Below are 21,293 nucleotides of genomic sequence, written 5' to 3'. Positions count from 1 at the left end.
TCGTCATGAACCCCTTCGAACGACGTCTGCCCCGACCACCGCAATCCATGATCAACAACATGGGTCCCGCGTCCCGTTGCCGAGCGGCAGGCCCGCCCGACCGCTCTTCCGGGCACCGCTGCCCAGCCCCGGCCGCCGTGGGGCGCTACTCTTCCCGAGCCGCCCGGAACCGGCTCTCCCGCTCCACCACGTCCGCTCTCATCTCCGGCCCCCGCAAAGGTTCTTGGACCTCTCGCCCCTCCGGCCGCCGCACTCCGTGGACCACGACGGCCAGGCACCCGGCCGCCACTGTCGCCACACCGGTCAGGAGCACCGGATACGGCACCCGGACGGACATCAGCGCGAGGAGGGTGGGCAGCAGAAACCCCGCATAGGCGAGTGCGTAGTACACACCGGTCAGCCCCGCCAGATCATCCGCACCGGCGATGCGCTGCACCTCAAGGAGCCCGGTCACCACCGCGATTCCGTACCCCGCGCCCAGCACCAGCGCCGCGGCCAGCGCCAGCCAGGGGGAGCGGAGCACCGCGTCGACGGCGCACACCGCCGTGCCGGCCACCATCACCGTCATCGCGATGACACCGGGATTCGGTGCGCTCCGCGCCCGGTCGAGCCGCTTGGCCAGCGGTTGGACAGCGACGCCGGCACCCAGATAGAGGACGGTGAGGGCAGTCGCGTAGACCAGGCCCCAGTCCCCGAGACGGTCGTCGACCAGTTGCGGCATCACCGCGTAGGCCAGCCCGGCCGCCCCGAACACCCAGGGCGCCATCGGCAGCACCAGCAACCGGAACCGGCGGCGCCCGCGCGGAGGGACACGCAGATCGCTCAGCAGTCCGCGGACCGTGCCCGGGGAGGCGGCGCGCGTCTCCGGCACACCGGGCAGAAGCGCCAGGACCGGGAGAGTGAGCGCGATGTGCACCACGTACGGCAGCACCATCGGCCACGGCCCCCACTGGGCCAGCAGACCTGCGAGTCCCGCCCCGAGGCCGAAACCGGACGTGAGCCACAGCGACGCCCGCCGGGCGCCGAGGGTCGCGTCTGCGGACGCCGTGGACAGCTCCTTCACCCAGCTGCTGCCGACGGACATGGCGACCCCGACCGCGATACCGGTGAGCAGCCGGCCTGCGTAGATCGGCCACGGGCCCTCCGCGCCGAAAGCGAGAACCGCGCTCGCGATCACCGACAGGACCGTCCCCGCGAACATGACGCGACGTCGGCCGTGCCGGTCGGACAGCGGGCCCGCGCACAACAGGCCGGGAATCAGCCCCACCACGTAGGCGCCGAGAAACATGTCGACACTCAGCACCGAATAGCCGCCGACCCGGCGATACATGATGAGCAGGGGGGTGAACTGGTTTCCGCCCCAGCCACAGGCGAACATCGCGGAGGCCGCGATCCTGGGCCACGCCGGGGGAGTGGTGGGAGCGCTGGGAGTGGTGGTGAGGGTCGGTTGAGCGGCGGACATACGACTCGCGGTCTCCTGGAGCTGGCTGTGTGCGTGTGCCTGGTGCCGTACGGCTCAGGTCTGCCGGTGTGTGTCGCGCAGATGTGATCTCAGCGTCGTGGCGAACCGTGCGCTGTCCCCCGACAGCAGCAGCTCCAGCAGAGCGGTGTGCTCCCCGGCAAGTTGGGCCAGGCGCTCCGGACGCAGGTGCAGTGCGTAGACGCTCATCCGCCGCTGCCGGTCCGTCAGTGTCCGGTAGAACTTGCTCGACAGCGTGTTGCCCGCCGCGTCCACGACGCCGCGGTGGAACATCTCGTCGGCCTCGGCGAACCCCTCGACGTCCCCGGCCTCCGCCCGCTCGTGCTGGAGATCGATCACGGCGCGCAGCCGTGCCGTGTCCTCGTCCTCCAGGCCCTGCTCGGCGATCCGTTCCGCGGCCGCCTGTTCGAGCGCCTGCCGCAGCTCCAGGACGTCCTGTGCCTCACCCGGCGAGACCGGCACCACCACAGCGCCGCGCTTGGGGTGGAGCTCAAGCAGATCCTCACCGGCCAGCCGGAGGAAAGCCTCACGCACCGGTGTACGGCTCAGGCTCGCCCGCTCCGCGATCTCTCCCTCGCTGATCAGACTGCCGCCGGGCAGCCGGCCGCTCAGGATGAGTTCCTTCGTGAGCGCGTAAGCGGCGTGGGACGCGGAAGGTCGCGCTGTGGTGTCTCGGGTGGCCATGGCGTCACTCTAACTCAATAGATGCATGCATGGATACATGCAGATAGCATGTTTGCTCCGCCGGGTGCCTCTCCGGTCCGTACAGGCCGGTGATGGCTGCAATCCGGTGGCGTCGGACGCGGCGATCAGGAAGGCTCGCGTGCATGGTCTCGGTACTGCAGAACGTCGCGATCGACTGTGCGGACGCCTACGGGCTGGCCCGGTTCTGGAGCCGGGTGACCGGCCGCCCGCAGCACCCCGAGGACAGGCCGGGTGACCTGGAGACCCAGGTGCTGCTTGCGGAGGGCCCGGTGCTGTACTTCAACCAGGTGCCGGACGCCAAGACGGTCAAGAACCGGCTCCATCTGTGTCTGCGCCCCGAGACCTCACGCGATCAGGAGGTGGACCGGCTGCTGGGCCTCGGAGCCACCTTTGTCGCGGATCGCCGGAATCCCGACGGTTCGGGCTGGGCGGTCCTCGCCGATCCCGAAGGCAATGAGTTCTGCGTTCTGCGCAGTGAGGCCGACCGGGCGGCCATGCTTTCCTGACGCTCGCGTGCCGCGCCCCTGGACGGTTCCGTACGACAGACCGGCGCAGCCGCTGCGAGAGCACAGGCAGAGCCAGAACCGTGGGCGGGCCGGACGGGACCGGCCCACCCACGCGTCCCGGTTACCCGCCGAAGGTCTTCTTGGACGGGTGGGTCGCGAGTGCCGCCTGGTTGAAGGTCACGGCGACCCCGTGCCCCCGCAGCCGGGAGGCCCGCTGGTCGATCTTCCAGCCGTCGATCCGTACACCGACGTCCCGGTGGTGCCGGATCTGGTCGTCGTCGAGCTGTACCCGGACCGTGCGGGATTCGCCGCCCACCAGGTTGAGGTAGTTGTCGCTGAACGTGGCGGGCAGGACGCGTTCACCGGTCCTGGTGTCGTACACCTGAAGATGCAGCATCAGCGCCACGGCCCGGCCGGTGTTCTCGACCTCCACCGACAGGCCGAGTCCGTCCCGTCCGTGCTCCGTGCCGGCCACGACGGAGACGGCGGCCGCAGGTGCCTCGTCCAGGCTCTCGAATCCCGCGGCGCGGGCCGGATTCTCGGCCCAGTAGAAGTTACGGACCAGTTCCTTGCCGTGCGCGTCGCTGAACACGAGCCGGACGAAAGCGACTTCGGACGGTGCGTCCTTGAGCTGTGAGGCGATGGAGCCGATCACGGTGTGGTCGGACGCATCCGCTCCACCGACGCGCAGGGAAGTGTGGGCGAAAGCGGCCCCGTTCAGGTCGTGGAGCGTGACGGCGACGGTGCCCCGCACCACCGAGCGGGTGTGGTTGGCCACCACCACATCAAGGGTCTGGCTGTTGAGGATCACGTTCACCCGCCGGCACGCGTGCTGGACCGCGTAGAACGTCGCATGCGCCTCCAGGTCGTGGCTGTACATCTGCCAGACGAAGCTGGGCTGCGCGGGGTTGGTCATCCACATGATGACACCGGTGCGCGGATACGGCTTGTTCTCGGCGGCGCTCTCCATGTTCGCGGCGTGCGCCTCGTAGATCGCCTTGGTGCACTCGTAGTTCATCAGCTGGGACTTGCGGGCGAAGTCCGGCAGGTTGAGCACTTCGCCGTAGCGCTCCGCGGTGAGCCGCAGATAGCCGGCGCCGCCGCCGTTGCCCCCGTTGCCGTTGACGTCCCGGTCGGCCCAGAAGTCGTCCGGGTGCTCCCACGACGCCTCCGGGAGCATCTTCCTGATGAACTCCAGCGTGGGTATCGAGTACGAGCCGACCTCGTTGTGGAACGGGGGCCAGTGCGTGCCGTCGTTGAGGGAGAAGTGGGTGCTCGGAGTGACCCAGTGGTACGGCCCGCCCGAGCTGTACCCGCCGATCGGGTCCTTGCCGGTGTCCCCGGCCGAACTCGTCAGCACGGCGCGCTTGGGGTCGAGTTCGGCGACCAGCGAGTCCAGGCCGTCGATGAGCTGCTGCGGCGGCGGGCCCTCGTTGCCGCCGCACCAGAGCAGGACCGAGGGGTGGTTGCGGAACCGCACGATGCAGTCGCGGATGTTGTCCAGGTCACGGGCGACGTTCCCCGGCGGGGGGCCCTCGGTCGAGCAGAAGAAGTCCTGCCAGACGAGGATGCCGTACGCGTCGCAGGCATCGAAGAAGTCCTCGGTGCTGCTCTGGCCGTTCCAGTTCCGGATCAGGTTGAGGTTGGCGTCGCGGTGCAGCCTCACCTGCTCCCGCAGCCGTTCCCGCGGAATACGCCTGAGTGCCTCGTCCAGGCCCCAGTTGCCGCCCATCACCAGGATCGGCTGGTTGTTGACGGTGATCGCCAGGCAGTCGGCCGGGGAGCCCGACGGTGACTGGATCGGCTTGGTGTACTCGATCCGCCGGACGCCGAAGTCCACCGTACGTTCGTCGTGGACCTGGCCACCGGACTCGACGCCGATCGCCAGCCGGTAGCGGTAGGGGTCACCGTAGCCGTTGGGCCACCACAGCTTCGGGCGATCCAGCCGCAGGCAGGTGATGTCCTTCGACGTCAGGGTGACCGAGGACGAGCCGGCCGGCACGGTGACGGTCCGTTCGAATGCGTGACCGTCGATGGACCCCTTCACCACCACGGCCCTGGCCTTGTCGAAGGCGCTGTCGAGGGCGAGGTCGATCGCGATGTCGGCCGTACGGAGATCGGCGGAGAGCGTGGGGTCGACGCGGACGTCGGTCAGCCGGACCGGCCCGGTGGTGGACCAGGTGACCGGCTGCCAGATACCGAGGTCCCGGTCGGGGATGGTGGGCAGCCAGTCCCAGCCCGCCGTACAGAAGGCTGTCGGCCCGTTCTTCAGGGTGATCCCGGTCTTGCCGCCGTTGTGGCCGCCGCGGGTGACGCCGCTGGCGTAGCTCGGCAGCGACGGGGGGTCGGTGTACTCCAGCTTGCCGACCAGCACCGCGAGATGGGCCGTACCGTGCGCCTTCGCGACGATGTCCGTGACATCGAAGACACCGCGCCTGTACGCCCCCTCGATGGTGCCCACTTCGGTGCCGTTGAGCCAGATGGTTCCCAGGTAGTTGATGCCCTCGAACTGCAGCCAGAACCGCTGGCCCGGGATCAGCCGCGGTACGGGGAAGGCGACCCGGTACCAGTAGCCGGTGTCCTTGAGGGTGTCCGGGACCGTATCGGTCACGATGTGGCCGTAGAGGGGATCGGGGTACTCGCCGTTGGCGATCATGCTGGTGAGCGGTGTCCCCGGCACGACGGCCGGCTTCATCCCGGCGATGTGCCCGGCGCCGGCCAGCCCCTCACCGTGCAGGCCGGCGCCGTCGGCGGCCGCGAAGGTCCAGCCGCTGGTGATCTCGTGGCCGTGGCTGCGGAGGGGGCCGGTGCCTGCCGGGCCGCCCTGGGCGGCGGCCGCGACGTCGGAGAGCCCGAACGCACCGAGGACTCCACCGCCTGCGACGGCGATCCCACTGGACAGGAAGTGCCTGCGATTCAACTGGGTCACGTCGCTCCCGAGGTGATGACAACGTTGTCAGACGTGAGTTCTATGATCGATAGGCCGCACTCTCTTTGTCAAGAGGTCTGCCCAGGGGGAGGACCCGGTCGTCGGTCACCCGCCGGCCCGGTCAGGACGCTGCCCGCGAGAAGGGCCGCCGGGGACCGGGCGGGTGGGTCAGGTCTGCGCGGTCGGCAGCGCGTACAACCCGGCGAGGTTCACCACGATCGCCTCCTGAGTGCTGCGGGCGATGACGACAACGGCCTCGTCGTCGGGGTCGGGGTTCTCCTCCCGGTGCGGTACGAACGGCGGGACGAAGACATAGTCACCGGGCCCGGTACGCAGCCGTACCTCCTCCGGCCCCTGGCCCGAATCATCCAGGAAGACGAACTCGGGGTGACCGCTCACCACATAGATGGCGGTCTCGGACTCGCCGTGGTGGTGGTCGGACGATGAGGTCGCGGCCGCGACGCGGGTCTCGCCCATCCAGAGTTTCTCGGAACCGGTCGTCGTCCCGCTGATGGCCGCGAACCGGCGCATCCCGTCGGTCTGTGCCGTGCCGCCGTCCAGGGAGCCCGCCCGGATGTGGTGCAACCGGGTGCGCAGCGGTGCCGCCGCGTGGTCAGGTGAATCGTGCAGGTGTGGGTGGAAACCCTCGCCGGGGCTGGTCAACGGCTCGCTCATGGCCGCACGCTAGGGCCCGCCCAGAAGGACGTCAAGCGGCGCCCTCCGTACGGCGTCCGGTCGCGCACCTGCTACTTCCGTTGGTGTTTCACCCGGCATTTCACCTGCGGCAGCGCAGGCTCTCGGGGTCCCGCGGCGGCGGAATCAGACCGAGGTGAGGCCCGTGCGCGGCTGTGTGATCTCCGTGGTCCGCCAGGCGCCCGGGCGGACACCTGTCGCCCTCCGGAAGAACACCGAGAAGTTGGACGCGTCGGGGAAGCCGAGCGCGCCGGCGCAGCCGGCCGCGGTGAGGCGGTCGTGAGCGAGGAGCCGTTTGGCTTCCAGGACGATCCGATCGGCGATGTACGCCTTCGCCGTGCGGCCGGTGGCCTGCTGCGCCGCTCTGGAGAGGGTGCGGGGCGCGTACCCCAGGGACCGGGCGTAGTACCCGGCGTCGTGGTGCTCCCGGAAGTGCGCTTCGACACTGGACCGGAACAGACTGAACACCGGATTCGCCGGCCGTGCTTCGGAGTGCGGCGGCCGGAGCCGGGCGATGAGCGCGGAGAGCAGGATCCGTGGCAGCTCCGCCGATACGTCTCCGGGCGGGGCGGATGCTTCGAGGAGGAGATGGTTCCGCGCGGCGTCGACGTACGGCCATTCGGCGTCGGGGACGGTCCACCGCGCGTCCGTGTCCGGGGTTGCGACGAGTTCGCGGGTGGTGTGGGTGACCGGTGCGGTGGGGACGAACAGCACGATGTGCCCTGCCACGCCCGCGATTTCGTCCCACCGGTGCACCGTGCCAGGAGGGAGCCATACCGCGGACCGCTTCCCGAGCGGGTGCCGGAGGAAGTCGACCATGACGGATCCCTGTCCGGCGTCGACGACGGCGAGTACATGGAAGTCGGCACGTTGTGTGCCGCCGTCGTTGAGCTCGCGAAGCCGGTCGAACGTCATCGTCTCGACAGCGGCGGCGTCACGCCCGACGGGCTGGTAGGTCATCTGCCGGATCGCGGTCATGTGTCCAGTTTCCACCATGGGGCGACCAGTCACGCCGATGCCCGGGACGTCCCGCGGACATTCAATGGATACGCGGAAGATCCGCCACGGCACACCGATCGAGGGAATCGCGATGAACACGGCACCACAGTCCCTGCTGCCCGCTTACGACCACCGGCCGGGGACCGGACCGACTCTGGTGTTCCTGCACTACTGGGGTGGATCCGCCCGCACCTGGGACCTCGTCGTCGATCGCCTTCCGGGACATGACGTACTCACCCCGGACTTCCGTGGGTGGAGCCGCTCAAGCGGTCTGCCCGGCCCCTGCACGCTGCGCCGGCTCGCGGACGACACGCTCGCCGTGATCGCCGACGCGGGTGTCACCGATTACCTCCTCGTCGGACATTCCATGGGCGGCAAGGTCGCCCAACTGGTCGCGGCGGCCCGGCCCACCGGCCTCCGGGGGATCGTCCTCGTCGGCTCCGGCCCGGCGAAGCCCGCCGCGGAGATCACCCCCCAGTACCAGGAAGACCTCTCCCATGCCTACGACTCCGACGAGTCCGTCGCCGGAGTGCGGGACAACATTCTCACCGCGACCGAGCTGCCCGAATCGGTCAAGCAACGGATCGCGGCCGATTCACGTGCCGGCGCCGGCGCCGCCCGTACGGAGTGGCCGCTGCACGGCATCGCAGAGGACATCACCGGGCACACCCGCCTGATCAGGGTGCCCGCGCTGGTCGTCGCCGGAGAGAACGACCGTGTCGAGCCGGTCGGCGTGCTCATCGAGCACCTGCTGCCTTATCTTTCCGGAGCCGACTTCGTGGTGATCCCTCACACGGGTCACCTGATCCCGCTGGAAGCTCCGGCCGACCTCGCCGAGGCGATCACCTCCTTCGTACTGAGGGCCGTGCCGCGGGTCGGCCAGGATGATCCTTGGGAGGTGGACGCGTCCCGGGAGTAGACGCCGCGCGGGCCCGCGGGCACAGGCCACGATCGCCGGTCGGCCGAACCGGCGATCGTGGGGAAGTCCCGGTCCCGGCCCCTGCGAACACCCGCGAGGGCCCGGTGGCCCGGGGCCGCCCTGGCCTGCTTTCCGTGCGCCCGCCAGGGATTACGGGACAGCCGTGTCAGAAGAACCCCAGCTTCTTCGGCGAGTAGGACACCAGCAGGTTCTTCGTCTGCTGGTAGTGGTCGAGCATCATCCGGTGGTTCTCCCGCCCGATCCCCGACTGCTTGTAGCCGCCGAAGGCCGCGTGCGCGGGGTAGGCGTGGTAGCAGTTCGTCCAGACGCGGCCCGCCTGGATGGCGCGGCCGGCACGGTAGGCCGTGTTCATGTCCCTGGTCCATACGCCGGCGCCGAGCCCGTACAGCGTGTCGTTGGCCGTGCTGATCGCGTCGTCGAAGTCGGAGAAGGACGTGACGGCGACCACCGGGCCGAAGATCTCCTCCTGGAAGACCCGCATCCGGTTGTCGCCCTCGAAGACCGTCGGCTGGACGTAGTATCCGCCGGCCAGTTCGCCGTCGTACTCGACGCGCCGGCCTCCGGTGAGGACCTTCGCGCCCTCCTGCCGGCCGATGTCCAGATACGAAAGGATCTTCTGCAGCTGGTCGTTGGAGGCCTGCGCGCCGATCATGGTGTCGGTGTCCAGGGGGTGGCCCGGCTGGATCTGCTCGGTGCGTGCGATGCCCGCTTCCAGGAACTCGCTGTAGTGACCGCTCTGGATCAGCGCGCGCGAAGGGCAGGTGCACACCTCGCCCTGGTTGAGCGCGAACATCGTGAAGCCCTCAAGTGCCTTGTCGCGGAAGTCGTCGTCCGCCGACCACACGTCGTCGAAGAAGATGTTCGGTGACTTGCCGCCGAGTTCGAGTGTGACCGGTTTGATGTTCTCGGAGGCGTACTGCATGATCAGCCGCCCGGTGGTGGTCTCGCCGGTGAACGCGATCTTCGCCACCCGCGGGCTCGACGCCAGCGGCTTGCCCGCCTCGGCGCCGAAGCCGTTGACGATGTTGACCACACCGGCCGGCAGCAGATCGGCGATCAGGCCCATCAGGAAGTGGATGGAGGCCGGGGTCTGTTCGGCGGGCTTGAGCACCACCGCGTTCCCCGCGGCCAGCGCCGGTGCGAGCTTCCAGGTCGCCATCAGGATCGGGAAGTTCCACGGGATGATCTGGCCGACCACACCGAGCGGCTCGTGGAAGTGGTACGCGACGGTGTCGTCGTCGATCTCGCTGAGCGTCCCCTCCTGGGCCCGCAGCGCGCCCGCGAAATAGCGGAAGTGGTCGATGGCGAGCGGGATGTCGGCAGCCAGCGTCTCGCGGACGGGCTTGCCGTTCTCCCAGCTCTCGGCGACCGCCAGCTCCTCCAGATGCGCCTCCATCCGGTCGGCGATCCGGTTGAGGACGGTGGCCCTGTCACCCGCCGGGGTGCGCCCCCAGCCGGGGGCCGCCGCATGCGCCGCGTCCAGGGCGCGTTCGACGTCCTCGGCGGTGCCGCGGGCGATCTCCGTGAACGGCCTGCCGTTGACCGGGCTCGGGTTCTCGAAGTACTGCCCGCGTGCGGGCGGGACGAACTCCCCGCCGATCCAGTGGTCGTAGCGCGACTCGTACGAGACGATCGCGCCCTCGGTACCCGGCGCTGCGTAACGGGTCATGTCAGTGGCCTCCCGGAATCCGCGCCGCCCGCCGTCGGACGGCGCTCGGAGCCGAGGGTAGGGAGCGCGACGTTGCGACCACGTTGCGACGGCGGACTTCCTGTTTCAGCCCTCAGCCCTCAGTTCTCCGGTCAGCCCTCCTTGATCATGTCGGCGCACTTCTCGCCGATCATCATGGTGGTGATGCAGGGATTCACGGTCGGCAGGAACGGCATGACCGAGGCGTCGGCGACCCGCAGCCCGGTGACGCCCTTCACGCGCAGCTGCGGATCGAGCGGCGATTCCGGGTCCCCCGGCGCGCCCATCCGGACCGTCCCGGCCGGGTGGTACACGGTGTTGTGGGTCTCCCGGATGTACGAGAACAGCTCGTCGTCGGAGCGCACGGCCGGCCCCGGCGCCAGCTCGGGGCCCGCCCAGTCGGCCATCGGCGCCTGGGAGACGATCTTCCGCGCGAGCCGCAGCCCGTAGGTCATCACCCGGATGTCGTGGTCGTCGGTGAAGTAACGCGGATCGACCCGGGGCTTGTCGCGGAAGTCGCGGGTGCGCAGCCGTACCGTGCCCATCGAGCGGGCCCGGGTGACGTTCGGCGTGAGGCAGAACGCGTTGTCCGTCGTCGGATAGCCGCGCCGGTAGGTGTTCATGTCGAAGGGCACCGAGCCGTAGTGGAACATCAGGTCGGGCCGGTCCAGGTCCGGTTCGGTGTCGGAGAAGATCCCGATCTCCCACCACTGGGTGGACGAGGTGACCATGGGCTGCTTCGCCTCCCACATGATCACGCCCTCCGGGTGGTCCTGGAGATGCGACCCCACCCCGGGGGAGTCCACCCGTACGCCGATCCCGTTCTCCCGCAGATGCCCAGCAGGTCCGATGCCGGAGAGCATCAGCAGCTTCGGTGAATCGATGGCCCCGCAGCTGACGATCACCTCACGCCGTGCGGTCACCGAGCCGCTGTGGATGGTGTCGGGCTCCAGATACTCGACACCCGTGCAGCGTTCGTGCGCGTCGAAGAGCAGCCGCCTGGCCTGGAGGCCGGTCCGGATCTCCAGGTTCGGCCGCTCCGCGAGCACCGGGTGCAGATACGAGACCGATGCCGACGAACGCGTGCCGTCCGTACGGGCGTTGATCTGGAACCAGTCGGCCCCGCGCACCACGGTCCGCCCCGTGTTGAACGGTGTACGGGGGATCCCCGCTTCCGAGCAGGCGTCGAGCAGCGCCACACCGCACGGGTCGGCCGGCGGGACGGTACGAATGGTGACAGGGCCGGAGCGGCCGTGGTGGTCACCGGGAGCGTCGTTGCTCTCCAGCCGCCGGTAGAGCGGGAAGCAGTCCGCCGCGCTCCATCCCGTACAGCCCAGCGCGCCCCACTCGTCGAGGTCCTCGGCCGGGGCCCAGAAGGCGATGCAGGAGTTGTGCGACGAGCAGCCGCCCAGCACCTTGGCGCGGGCGTGCCGCATGAAGCTGTTGCCGTTCTCCTGCGGCTCCACCGGGTAGTCCCAGTCGTAGCCGGACTCAAGGAGCTCCATCCATCGGTCGAGTTGCAGCACATTGTCGTCGCCGGCGTCCGAAGGCCCCGCCTCCAGCACACAGACGGTGACCGAGGGGTCCTCGCTCAGCCGGGCCGCGATGACCGCGCCCGCGGTCCCGCCGCCCACCACCACGTAGTCGTACGCACCGCGCTCGTCGGCGCGTTCGGGTGTTTCCTCGGACATCGCTGCTCCAGATCAGGGGATTCGACGGGGAGGGAGAGGCGGGAGGGAGTGGAGGGGCGGGGCGGACGGCCGGTGGCCCCGGGGCGGACCGGTTCACGCGGTGGGCGGCGGCGGTTCCTTCAGGACGGCGCGGTGCGCGTCCAGTACGCCGGCCTTCTTGCGCTGGACGAACCAGTAGTACGCGAACCCCCCGCCGCCCACGATCCCGATGAAGACGAACGCGCCCCACTGCAGGTACCAGTGGTGCGGGCCCGTCGCGTTGTAGACCTGGCTGCGAGGCCAGGCCAGATTGAGCGACATGGCGAAGCCCCACAGCACCGCGAGGATGTTGACGGGAAGTCCGAAGCGGCCGAGCGAGAAGCGGCCCTCGACCGGCTCCCAGGTGCCGCGCAGCCGCCGGATCAGCATCGGCGTGGTGACCATCAGATACGCCACGTAGATCATGATGATCGCGATGCTCGTGATCACCGAGAAGATCTGCGGCTGATTGATGTTGATCACCAGGATGACGATGCCGACGACCCCGATGATGATCGCGGGCAGGACCGGTGTCTTGAACCGCGGGCTGACCCGGGCGAGCAGCGACGAAGCCGGCAGACAGTTGTCGCGGGCCATCGCGAACGCCAGCCGGATGCCCGCCGCGTGTACCGCGAGTTCGCAGACCGTGATGGCGATGACCACGCACCACAGCACGATCTGGCCGACCGTCGAACCGAGCGTGGAGAGCACCACGTACTGCAGACCGTCCGCGGACAGCTTCTTCGACGTCAGATCGGGGACGGCCAGCAGCGCGAAGAGCAGGATGAGCCCGCCGAGCAGGAACGAGAAGAACAGGGCCCGAAGGATCGCCCGCGGGGCGTTCCGGCTGGGATCGACGCTCTCCTCCCCGAGCGAGGACGCCGTGTCGAAGCCGTACATCACATACGCGGAGGCGAGCGACGCGGTCAGGAACGCGCGGAGGTAGCCCAGGGTCTGCCCGGCGCCGATGCCATGGGTCTGGGTGATCGCGGCGGGGCCCCTGGTGATGTGCGCGGCCAGCAGGATGATCAGTACGACGGCCGCGATCAGCTCGACCATGACTCCCGCGGAGTTGATCCTGGCCATCAGCTTGACCCCGAAGGCGTTGACCAGGGTGGTGAAGAGGATCAGTACGCTGCCCAGCAGGACGGCGTTCTCCGCGGCGTCCGTCTTGCCGCTGCCGTTGCCGATGAACTGGAACGTCGATGAGATCTGCGGCAGCGTGATCTGGTACGCGAGCGCCACGGCGGCCAGCGAGACCATCGTGGCGGTCATCATCATCCAGCCGCCCAGCCAGCCGATGTGCGGGCCGCCGAGCTTCTTCGCCCAGTTGTAGACCGAGCCGGCCACCGGATACCGGGCGGCCAGCTCGCAGAAGCAGAGGGCCACCATCAGCTGGCCGACGAAGACCATCGGCCAGGACCACCAGTAGGCGGGCCCGCCGAAGCTGACCCCGAAGTAGAAGAGCTGGAAGGTGCCGGTCAGGATCGAGATGTAGCTGATCCCGGCGGCGAAGGTGTGGAAGTTGCCGAGGGTGCGCTTGAGTTCGGGTTTGTAGCCGAAGGCCGAGAGCGAGTCGTCGTCGTGCTGGTTCTGGGTACGGGCGGCGTCCGCGGGCTCCGGTGCGGCGCCGTCCGTCCCGGCGCCGTCCCGGTTCACTCGAACCACCGCAGCGGACGCGGCGACAGATTGCGCCACACATGTTTGGCCTCCTGGTACTCCGCGAGACCCGCGGGGCCCAGCTCGCGCCCGAAGCCCGACTGTTTCATCCCGCCCCACTCCGCCTGCGGCACATACGGCTGGAAGTCGTTGATCCATACGGTGCCCGCCCGCATCCGGGACGCCACCCGGTGGGCCCGGCCCACGTCCTGGGACCAGACCCCGCCGGACAGCCCGTAGACCGTGTCGTTGGCGAGGGCGACCGCCTCGTCCTCGTCGCGGAACCGCTCGACGGTCAGGACCGGCCCGAACGACTCGTCGCGCACCACGGACATCTCCCGGGTGCACTCGTCCAGCACCGTCGGCAGGTAGTAGAAGCCGTCGTCGAGCGCCGGGTCGTCCGGCCGCGCGCCCCCGCACCGGAGCACCGCGCCCTCGGCCACCCCCGCCGCCACATAGGCCTCCACCTTCTCGCGGTGTGCCGCCGAGATCAGCGGACCGGTACGGGCGTTCTCGTCGAAGGGGCCGCCCAGCCGGATGGCCCGCGCCCCGGCCACCACGTCCTCGACGAACCGGTCGTGCAGCTCGTCCTGGACGAGGAGCCGCGCCCCGGCCGAGCAGACCTGGCCGGAGTGGAGGAACACGGCGGTCAGGGCGTAGTCGACCGCGCTCTCGTACTCCGCGTCCGCGAAGACGATGTTGGGGTTCTTGCCGCCGAGTTCCAGGGCGACCTTCTTCACCGTGGGGGCCGCGGCGGCCATGATGCGGCGCCCGGTGACCAGTCCGCCGGTGAACGACACCATGTCGACCCGCGGATCCTCACTGAGGGGGGCGCCGACGTCCGGCCCGGTGCCGAGCACCAGGTTCGCCGCTCCGTCGGGCAGCCCGGCCTCGGCCAGCAGCCGCATCAGGAAGACGGCGGTGTGCGGGGTCAGTTCGCTCGGCTTCAGTACGAACGTGTTGCCCGCCCCGAGCGCGGGGGCGACCTTCCAGGCGGTCTGCAGCAGCGGATAGTTCCAGGGCGTGATGAGCGCGCACACCCCGACCGGTTCATGCACGACCCGGCTGTCGATGCCGGGGTCCCCGGTGTCGACGATGCGGTCGGTGCCACCGGACGCCACCAGATTGCCGAAGTAGCGGAAGCAGTTGGCGATGTCCGCCATGTCGTACTCGCTCTCCACGAGCCGCTTCCCGGTGTCCAGGGACTCGGCGCGGGCGAGCGCGTCCTGGTCGCGTTCGATCAGGGCGGCGACCCGCAGCAGCAGCGCGCCCCGCTCGGCGGCGGGGGTGGCAGGCCACGGGCCGCGGTCGAACGCCTCACGCGCCGCGGCGACCGCGGCCGACGCGTCCCGCGTCCCGCCCTCGTCGACCGTCGCGACCAGGGTGCCGTCGGCGGGGCAGCGGATTTCGCGGAGCCCCCCGTCAGCGGCGGCCTGCCAGATGCCGCCGATGAACAGCTCAGGCATGGGGACTCCTCCGGTTCGGGCGTCCGGCTGACGCGTGGACACTCCATGCGGTCGCGCCCCGGCGGCGGCGCCGCACCGGTCCGCGGTGGCTGCCGGCCGGCCGTGCCGCACCGCCGGGCACGTGCTCTATCAGCCGACAGTAAGGAGCACCGGGCGACCGCGCAGTACGGGAGAGGCAGTCGGGGGAAGACGGCCGTGCTCAGGAACGCTGCCAGGCGTCGAGCTCACGCACCCGTGACACGGCGGACGACCGCTGCCGGGCGGGCAGCGCCGTGGCCAGCGCCTGCCAGACGGGGAGGTCGTCCTCGCCCCACGGGCTGTACGCCCAGTCCGCGAGCAGCCCCGGATCCCCGCGTGCGATCAGCGCCTCCCGCAGCTGGTCGGCGAGGCGCCTGCGCAGCCGGACCACGGCGGGCGCCCGCGATCCGGGCAGCGGCGGCCCGGCGTACGCGTTCATCGCCGAGGTCACCGCCCCGGACGCCAGCAGGCGTGCCACCCGGGCGAAGTCGGTGCCGACCGGCCCGGCCAGCCGGTAGGGACGCGACCGCAGCAGGTCCGGGCCGAGCAGCCCGCGCAGCCGGAACAGTTCCGCGCGCAGGGTGACCGGGGTGACCGACTCGTCCTCGTACAGCTCGACCAGCAACTCGTCCCCGGTGACACCCTCCGGGCGCTGGGCGAGCACCGTGAGGATCTCGCTGTGCCGCCGGCTGAGCCCGTACGTGCGGCCGTCCGCCACCAGGAGCGCGGCGTCCCGCCCCAGCACCGACAGCTGTACGGAGCCGGGTGCGGGCGGCGGCGCGAGCAGCGCGAGCTGTGACTCGGCGGCCCGTGCGACCGCGCCGACGAAGGCCAGGCTGTGCGGGTGGGCCAGCCGGTCGCCGCCGGTGATGTCCACGGCGCCCAGCACCCGTCCGGTGCCCGGATCGTGGACCGGCGCCGCGGCGCACGTCCACGGGTGGGCGGGCCGCTGGAAGTGTTCGGCCGCGAAGACCTGGACGGGGCGGTCGACGGCGATGGCGGTGCCGGGCGCGTTGGTCCCGGTCGCCGCCTCCGCCCAGCGCGCCCCCGGGACGAAGTTCATCAGGCCGGCCTGTCTGCGGGGCGTCGCGTGCCCCTCCACCCAGAGCAGCCGCCCATGGGCGTCGCACACCGCCAGCAGATGTTCGCCGTCCATCGCGTAGGCGCCCATCAGCTCGCGGAACAGCGGCATCACCCGGGCCAGCGGATGGCCGTCCCGGTATGCCGCGAGCCCGTCGTCGTCCATCTCGACATGCGCCGTCCCCTCGCGGCTGACCCGTGCGCGGGCCGAGCGCCGCCAGGACTCCGCGACCCCGGCGCGCACCGGCCGCTCGACGCGCCCCGCTGCGGCGAACGACTCGTACGCCCCGCGCAGCGCCCTGCGGCGCCGCGCGGGATCGGCTCCCGCCTCCAGAGCCACCCATGTGTCGGTCAACTCGGCCTCCCCGGCCCCGGTGCACCGGCCAGGGCCATCGTCGCCCCGCCATCGTCGCCCCGGCGGCGGGAGCGGGCAAGCGTCCCGTCAGGCGGAGTTGACCAGCCGCAGATAGCGCACCCAGTCCCAGTGGGGGCCGGGGTCGGTGTGGTCGGTGCCCGGGACTTCGACGTGCCCGATGATGTGCGTGCGGTCCTTGGGAATCGCGTACCGGTCGCAGACGGACGCCGTGAGCGCCGCGGACTTCTCGTACAGGGCGTCGGTGAAGTACTCGGGCTTGTCGACCCAGCCCTCGTGCTCGATACCGATGCTGCGGGTGTTGTAGCCCCAGTTCCCCGCGTGCCAGGCGATGTCGTGCTCCCGGACGCACTGCGCGATGTACCCGTCGTCGGAGCGCACCACGTAGTGGGCGGTGACCGCTTTCGCCGGGTCCTGGAAGATGGCCAGGGTGTCGGCGAAGGTCTCCTGGGTGACGTGGATGACCACCCGGTCCACCAGATAGGCCGAAGGGCGGGTGGAGGCGGTGTAGTTGGCGGTCGACGCGGGGTGCCAGTGGGCGGTCGGGTAGTCGGTGTCCGTCGCGCTGTCCGCGTCCGCGTCGGTCGCGGGCAGCAGGGCGCTCGCGGCGGCCACGAACGCCGCGCTCTGCAGCAGCCGTCTGCGGCTGGGACCCGGTGCGTTGGGGGCCATCTGTCTCTCCTGGGGTGGGGGGAACGTCTGTCTGCCGGCGAAGCGGCCCGGTGCGGCCTCAGAGCCGGGGGAGTGTCGCCGCGGTCTCCCTGAGATGACGGTGCAGACCGCGGTGCGGTTCTCCCGCGGGCAGCCATTCCTTGCGGATCTTCGCGACACAGGTGTAGTTGGTGTCGCAGACATTGCCGAGCGGGGCCTCGCCCGCCTGGGAGAGCAGCTGGTACGCGTCCAGTTCGGACAGACCGTAGTCGCGCGCCATCCACTGGACCAGGTCGAGCTGGGAGATCCGGAAGGCGTCCTCCAGCGGGCGGGCCGATCCGGTCGACATCAGATGGGTGTCCGACTCCAGACGGGGCCAGGGTGTCGCCACGCCCTTCAGCAGCTCGACCACGACGACGGTGTTCATGGCGCACTCCACGGCCACCCCGCAGGTCTCGCCCTCGCCCTGCCGGGCGTGCCCGTCGCCGAGGCTGAGCAGGGCGCCTTCGACGTTCACCCCCAGATAGCAGGTGACACCCGCCCGCATCTCGGGTGTGTCCATGTTCCCGCCGTGCGCGTCGGGCACCAGCGCGGAGCGCACCTCCAGATTGGCCGGGGCCACCCCCACCGTCCCGTGCATCGGGTCCATCGGCAGGGCGACCTCGATGTCGCTGTCCCGCGCCCGGAAGAGACAGGTGCGCCGCTCGCGGTCCAGCTCCCACATCCATACGACCTCGGGCAGCGGGGGCTGCAGGGTGGCCGTCGTGTGGGTGGAGGTCAGCGCGCCGAAGAGCGGGACGGTCGTCGACGCGGCCCAGTCCCGGGCCGGTTCGACCGACACAAAGTGCACGGCCACCGTGTCGCCGGGCTCGGCGCCCTCGATGTGGAAGGGGCCGGTCTGCGGGTTGAGGAAGGGGAACTCGCAGACCTCGGAGACCAGGTCCTTCTCGGAGCGCACCCGTCCCGCGAAGCAGTCCTCGGTGAACAGATCGAGGACGGTGCCGGGGGCGATGCGGGCCACCGGGGCCGCCCCGCCGAACGTCCAGGCGTACTCACCCTCGTTGGGCCGCACTGTCAGGATGCGCGGATCACTCATGCGGGCAACTCTCCTGTCTCGTCGGTCGTGTGGTGCGTCGGGTCGTCTTCCCCGGTAACGCCGCTGCGACCCTCCTGGTTCCGGACCCCGGCCGGGACCGGCGGCCCGTCCAGATGCACCCGGCCCGTCTCGGCGAGCCGCGCGGGGTGTCTGCGCACCAGCACGGCCAGCACCACCACACCGGCCAGCATCCAGCCGCCGACCACCGGTCCCGCGTACGAGACGGGCGGCTTCAGCGGGGAGACGAAGTCGAAGGCCGGGATCCCGGCCGCCGTCAGGAGCGCCGGGACGAAGGCGGCGATGCCCAGCACCGGGAAGAGCAGATGCGGCACCGGGCGGAACAGATCGCGCCTGCGCCGCAGGAAGTACCCGGCACACGCCAGGTTGACGACGATGTACACGCCGATGACCACCGTCACGATCACCGTGGCGAGCAGCGCGAAGGCGGTCTCCGGGCCGTACGCGAGACCGAGCCCCAGCACGGCGGCCACTGCCACGGCGAACTGGGCCGCGACCCCCGTGACGGGGGAGCGGTGGCGGGGATGGACCCGGGCGAACGGGCGCGGGAACACCCCGATCCGCCCGAGCGCGAAAGCGGTACGCGTCGACACGTTCGCGCACGCGTTGGCGTTGGCAATGGTCGAGTTGACGACGGCGAGGAAGAGCAGCACCCAGAAGAACCCGAACGAGGCGCGCGCCACCCCCTCCCAGGACGCGGCCCCCGCGACCCCGAACCCGGCGAACCGGTCCGGGCCGAAGTACACCGACATGGCGTAGGTGGTCAGGACGTAGAACAGGCCGATCGCCAGGGCCGCCCCGAGCACCGCCCGCCGCATGGTGCGCCGCGGGTCGCGTGCCTCCTCGGCGAGCGGTGCGGCCGCCTCGAACCCGGCGAAGGCAAGCACTGTGTAGACGGATCCGGCGAAGACCCCGCCGGCCCCCGTGTATCCATGGGCGGTGTGCGAAGTGCCGAACACCGAGAGGGTGTTGGCGTCCCCGGCCTTCACGATCAGCAGGACGGCGAAGACCAGCAGGACGAGCACTTCGAAGACGCCGAGTAGGGTGCCGAAGCGGGCCGAGGCCCGGACGCCGTAGAAACCGGCCAGGGCGATGACCACCGCGCCCGCCAGGGACCACGGCCACCACAGATCCGCCGGGTACGAGGCCCACTCCTGGTGCAGGGTGCCCCCCGTGGTGAAGCCCAGCTGGAGCAGGAGCAGCGCGGGCACCAGCGCCTCGACGAAGACATAGCCCCAGCCGACCAGGAACCCGACCGCCGGGTGCAGTCCGCGTGCGGAGTACGTCGCCACCGAGCCGGCGGCGGGCAGTTGCCGTGCCAGCTCGGCCACGCACGACGCGGTGAACAGACAGGCCACCAGTGCCACCAGCACCGAGAGCGGCAGACTGCCGCCCGCGAAGGCGGCGCCCGACGGGATCGACGCGGCGACGGCCGCCGCGGGCGCCATGGCCGTGATGCTCTGGAAGAGGACCTCGCGCAGCCCGATGGCGTCGCGCCGCAGTCCTGGGTCCGATTCCCCCGGCATTCTCCGACTCCCTGTGTCCGTCGACCGGCACGAGTCCCGCCCGCCAACCGTACGGGCAGGGACGGGAGGGACGGAAGAGGCCGATGTGCTCGCGGAGCGGGGGGAGTTGCCCGGTGCGGCCGGTGCCGGTTCGGTCAGCCCCGGTGCTCGCCCCCGCGCAGCAGCGGATCCGCGTCCGCGAGGACGGCACCGATCCGGTGCAGAGCCGGTTCGTCCACGGCGAGCGGCTCGTACCGGGGGCCCCGCGTGGTGTCCCAGCGGCGTGCGACCTCGGCCGCGTCCTCGCCGAGCAGCAGCCCAGCGGCCTGCGCCGCCGCGCCGAGTGCCACCAGCTCCTTCGCCTCGGGCACCTGGACCGGCCGCCCCGACAGCCGCCGTACGGTCTCCCGCCAGGCGGTGCCCTGGGCCCCGCCGCCGATCAGCAGCAGCGGAGCGCCGGGGTCGGCCTCCTCGTCCAGGACCCGGTCCAGGGCGGCGAGCAGCGCGTGGACCGCGCCGTCGTAGGCGGCCTGGAGGAGCTGGCCGCCCGTCGTGTCGTGGCGCAGCCCGTACATCAGCCCCGCCGCCTGCGGCAGATGAGGTGTGCGCTCACCGCCGAGAAAGGGCAGGACCACCGGGCCGTCGCCGGGCTCGACGGCCTCCCGGTCCAGCTGGAGCAGTGCGGCGATCCGGTCCACGGCCAGGGTGCAGTTGAGGGTGCAGGCGAGCGGCAGCCAGTCGCCCCGCGCGTCGGCGAAACCGGAGACCGTGCCCGAGGGATCGACGGGCCGCCGCCTCGACACCGCGTACACCGTGCCCGATGTGCCGAGGCTGAGGACGGGCCGGCCGGGACGCAGCCCGAGGCCGAGAGCGGCTGCGGCGTTGTCACCGGTGCCCGGCGCCACCAGGGTTCCGGCGGCGAGCGGCAGGCCGGGCAGTCCGCGTACCGTGCCCGCCGCTTCCGACGGCCCCACCACATCGGGCAGCAGTTCGGGGGAGACCCCGGCGAGCTGCAGGATCTCCTCGTCGTACGCCTGTGTGCTGGTGGCCCACCAGGACGTGCCCGACGCGTCGCCGCGGTCGGTGGTGCCCCGGCCGGTGAGCCGTTCGGTGAGGTAGTCGTGCGGGAGCCGGACCGCGGCGGTGGCGCGGGCGGCGTCCGGCTCGTTCTCCAGCAGCCAGGCCCATTTGGTGACGGTCATGGCGGGGCCCGGCAGGCTTCCGGTGCGCCCGGCCCAGGTGTCCGCGCCCAACTGCCCGATGAGGCGCTCGCTCTGCGGCGCGGAGCGGACGTCGTTCCAGAGCATCGCCGGACGTACCGGCCGTCCCGCCGAGTCCAGCGTCACGAGCCCGTGCTGCTGACCGCCGACCGAGATCGCGGCGGCCCGGCCCGCGGCGGGTCCGCACTGCTGGAGCGCGTCGGTGAGCGCCCCCCACCACTGCTCCGGATCGCTCTCGCGGGCGCCGCCGCTGCCCGTGACGGTGTGCGCGGCCTGCCCGCGCGCGACGACCTCGCCGGTCGCGGCGTCGACGACCAGCACCTTGGTCGACTGGGTGGAGGAGTCCACTCCGATGACCAGGGGGCCTTCAGGTGCTGTCATCGGTCTGCTCCGCTCTGAGTGCCGGGCGCCGGGTCGCTTTCCGGCGGCGCCCTGGATACTAAATTGTTCAGCGCCATGACGAAACAGGCGGGCGGCGGAGCGGTGCTGACGGCGGAGCGGTTGACGGCTGCGGCGCGGCGTCGGCGGCGGGGCCGGAGCGGGACGGGCGGCCCCCCCC

General features: G+C 70.9%; 16 protein-coding genes. 2 read left to right on the top strand and 14 right to left on the bottom strand.

Annotated features, from left to right (window positions below; translation table 11 throughout):
- Positions 1-145: 145 nt before the first annotated feature.
- Together ACFXBC_RS04055 and ACFXBC_RS04050 are read right to left on the bottom strand one after the other, a co-directional pair.
- A complete protein-coding gene (locus ACFXBC_RS04055; protein WP_385018415.1) occupies positions 146-1,462 on the bottom strand; it encodes an MFS transporter in 1,317 nt (438 codons plus the stop codon).
- Positions 1,463-1,516: 54 nt separating this feature from the next.
- Positions 1,517-2,164, bottom strand: coding sequence for a GntR family transcriptional regulator (locus tag ACFXBC_RS04050; protein WP_385018413.1), 648 nt, complete (start codon positions 2,162-2,164; stop codon positions 1,517-1,519).
- 143 nt (positions 2,165-2,307) lie between these two features.
- On the opposite strand from ACFXBC_RS04050, the gene ACFXBC_RS04045 reads away from it, so the two are divergent.
- Positions 2,308-2,691 (top strand): VOC family protein, encoded by a 384-nt coding sequence (locus ACFXBC_RS04045; RefSeq protein WP_385018411.1) that lies wholly within the window; start codon positions 2,308-2,310, stop codon positions 2,689-2,691.
- 121 nt (positions 2,692-2,812) lie between these two features.
- Here the strand turns inward: ACFXBC_RS04045 and ACFXBC_RS04040 are convergent, their stop codons facing one another.
- The 3 genes from ACFXBC_RS04040 to ACFXBC_RS04030 all read right to left on the bottom strand — a co-directional run bounded on the left by ACFXBC_RS04040 (position 2,813) and on the right by ACFXBC_RS04030 (position 7,291).
- Positions 2,813-5,620 (bottom strand): glycoside hydrolase family 2 TIM barrel-domain containing protein, encoded by a 2,808-nt coding sequence (locus ACFXBC_RS04040; protein WP_385018409.1) that lies wholly within the window; start codon positions 5,618-5,620, stop codon positions 2,813-2,815.
- A gap of 168 nt (positions 5,621-5,788) precedes the next feature.
- Complete coding sequence (locus ACFXBC_RS04035) at positions 5,789-6,295, bottom strand: cupin domain-containing protein (protein ID WP_385018407.1); 507 nt, start codon at positions 6,293-6,295, stop codon at positions 5,789-5,791.
- A gap of 144 nt (positions 6,296-6,439) precedes the next feature.
- Positions 6,440-7,291 (bottom strand): helix-turn-helix domain-containing protein, encoded by an 852-nt coding sequence (locus ACFXBC_RS04030; RefSeq protein WP_385018405.1) that lies wholly within the window; start codon positions 7,289-7,291, stop codon positions 6,440-6,442.
- A gap of 112 nt (positions 7,292-7,403) precedes the next feature.
- On the opposite strand from ACFXBC_RS04030, the gene ACFXBC_RS04025 reads away from it, so the two are divergent.
- A complete protein-coding gene (locus ACFXBC_RS04025) occupies positions 7,404-8,231 on the top strand; it encodes an alpha/beta fold hydrolase (protein WP_385018403.1) in 828 nt (275 codons plus the stop codon).
- A gap of 166 nt (positions 8,232-8,397) precedes the next feature.
- Here ACFXBC_RS04025 and ACFXBC_RS04020 read toward each other — a convergent pair whose 3' ends face one another.
- From ACFXBC_RS04020 to xylB, 9 genes are all read right to left on the bottom strand, one after another.
- Entirely contained in the window at positions 8,398-9,921 is a 1,524-nt protein-coding gene (locus tag ACFXBC_RS04020) for an aldehyde dehydrogenase family protein (RefSeq protein WP_385018401.1), read from the bottom strand.
- A 131-nt stretch (positions 9,922-10,052) separates the two neighbouring features.
- Positions 10,053-11,630 carry a GMC family oxidoreductase gene (locus ACFXBC_RS04015; RefSeq protein ID WP_385018399.1) on the bottom strand — a complete coding sequence of 526 codons (1,578 nt, stop codon included), beginning with the start codon at positions 11,628-11,630 and terminating at the stop codon, positions 10,053-10,055.
- Between the two features lie 93 nt (positions 11,631-11,723).
- Positions 11,724-13,346, bottom strand: a complete 1,623-nt coding sequence (locus tag ACFXBC_RS04010) for an APC family permease (RefSeq protein ID WP_385018397.1) — start codon at positions 13,344-13,346, stop codon at positions 11,724-11,726.
- Positions 13,304-14,773, bottom strand: coding sequence for an aldehyde dehydrogenase family protein (locus ACFXBC_RS04005; RefSeq protein ID WP_385018395.1), 1,470 nt, complete (start codon positions 14,771-14,773; stop codon positions 13,304-13,306). The genes ACFXBC_RS04010 and ACFXBC_RS04005 overlap by 43 nt, the downstream gene beginning before the upstream one ends.
- Before the next feature lie 199 nt (positions 14,774-14,972).
- Positions 14,973-16,226 carry a GAF domain-containing protein gene (locus ACFXBC_RS04000; RefSeq protein WP_385018393.1) on the bottom strand — a complete coding sequence of 418 codons (1,254 nt, stop codon included), beginning with the start codon at positions 16,224-16,226 and terminating at the stop codon, positions 14,973-14,975.
- 87 nt (positions 16,227-16,313) lie between these two features.
- A complete protein-coding gene (locus ACFXBC_RS03995; RefSeq protein ID WP_385018391.1) occupies positions 16,314-16,916 on the bottom strand; it encodes an N-acetylmuramoyl-L-alanine amidase in 603 nt (200 codons plus the stop codon).
- Between the two features lie 58 nt (positions 16,917-16,974).
- Positions 16,975-17,991, bottom strand: coding sequence for an acetamidase/formamidase family protein (locus ACFXBC_RS03990; RefSeq protein ID WP_385018389.1), 1,017 nt, complete (start codon positions 17,989-17,991; stop codon positions 16,975-16,977).
- Positions 17,988-19,535, bottom strand: a complete 1,548-nt coding sequence (locus ACFXBC_RS03985) for an APC family permease (RefSeq protein WP_385018387.1) — start codon at positions 19,533-19,535, stop codon at positions 17,988-17,990. The genes ACFXBC_RS03990 and ACFXBC_RS03985 overlap by 4 nt, the downstream gene beginning before the upstream one ends.
- 134 nt (positions 19,536-19,669) lie before the next feature.
- Complete coding sequence (xylB, locus tag ACFXBC_RS03980; protein ID WP_385018385.1) at positions 19,670-21,115, bottom strand: xylulokinase; 1,446 nt, start codon at positions 21,113-21,115, stop codon at positions 19,670-19,672.
- Between the last annotated feature and the right edge of the window lie 178 nt (positions 21,116-21,293).

This window comes from Streptomyces sp. NPDC059398, assembly GCF_042751845.1.
Lineage (GTDB): Bacteria > Actinomycetota > Actinomycetes > Streptomycetales > Streptomycetaceae > Streptomyces.
This window is presented reverse-complemented; position numbering and strand designations above follow the sequence as displayed.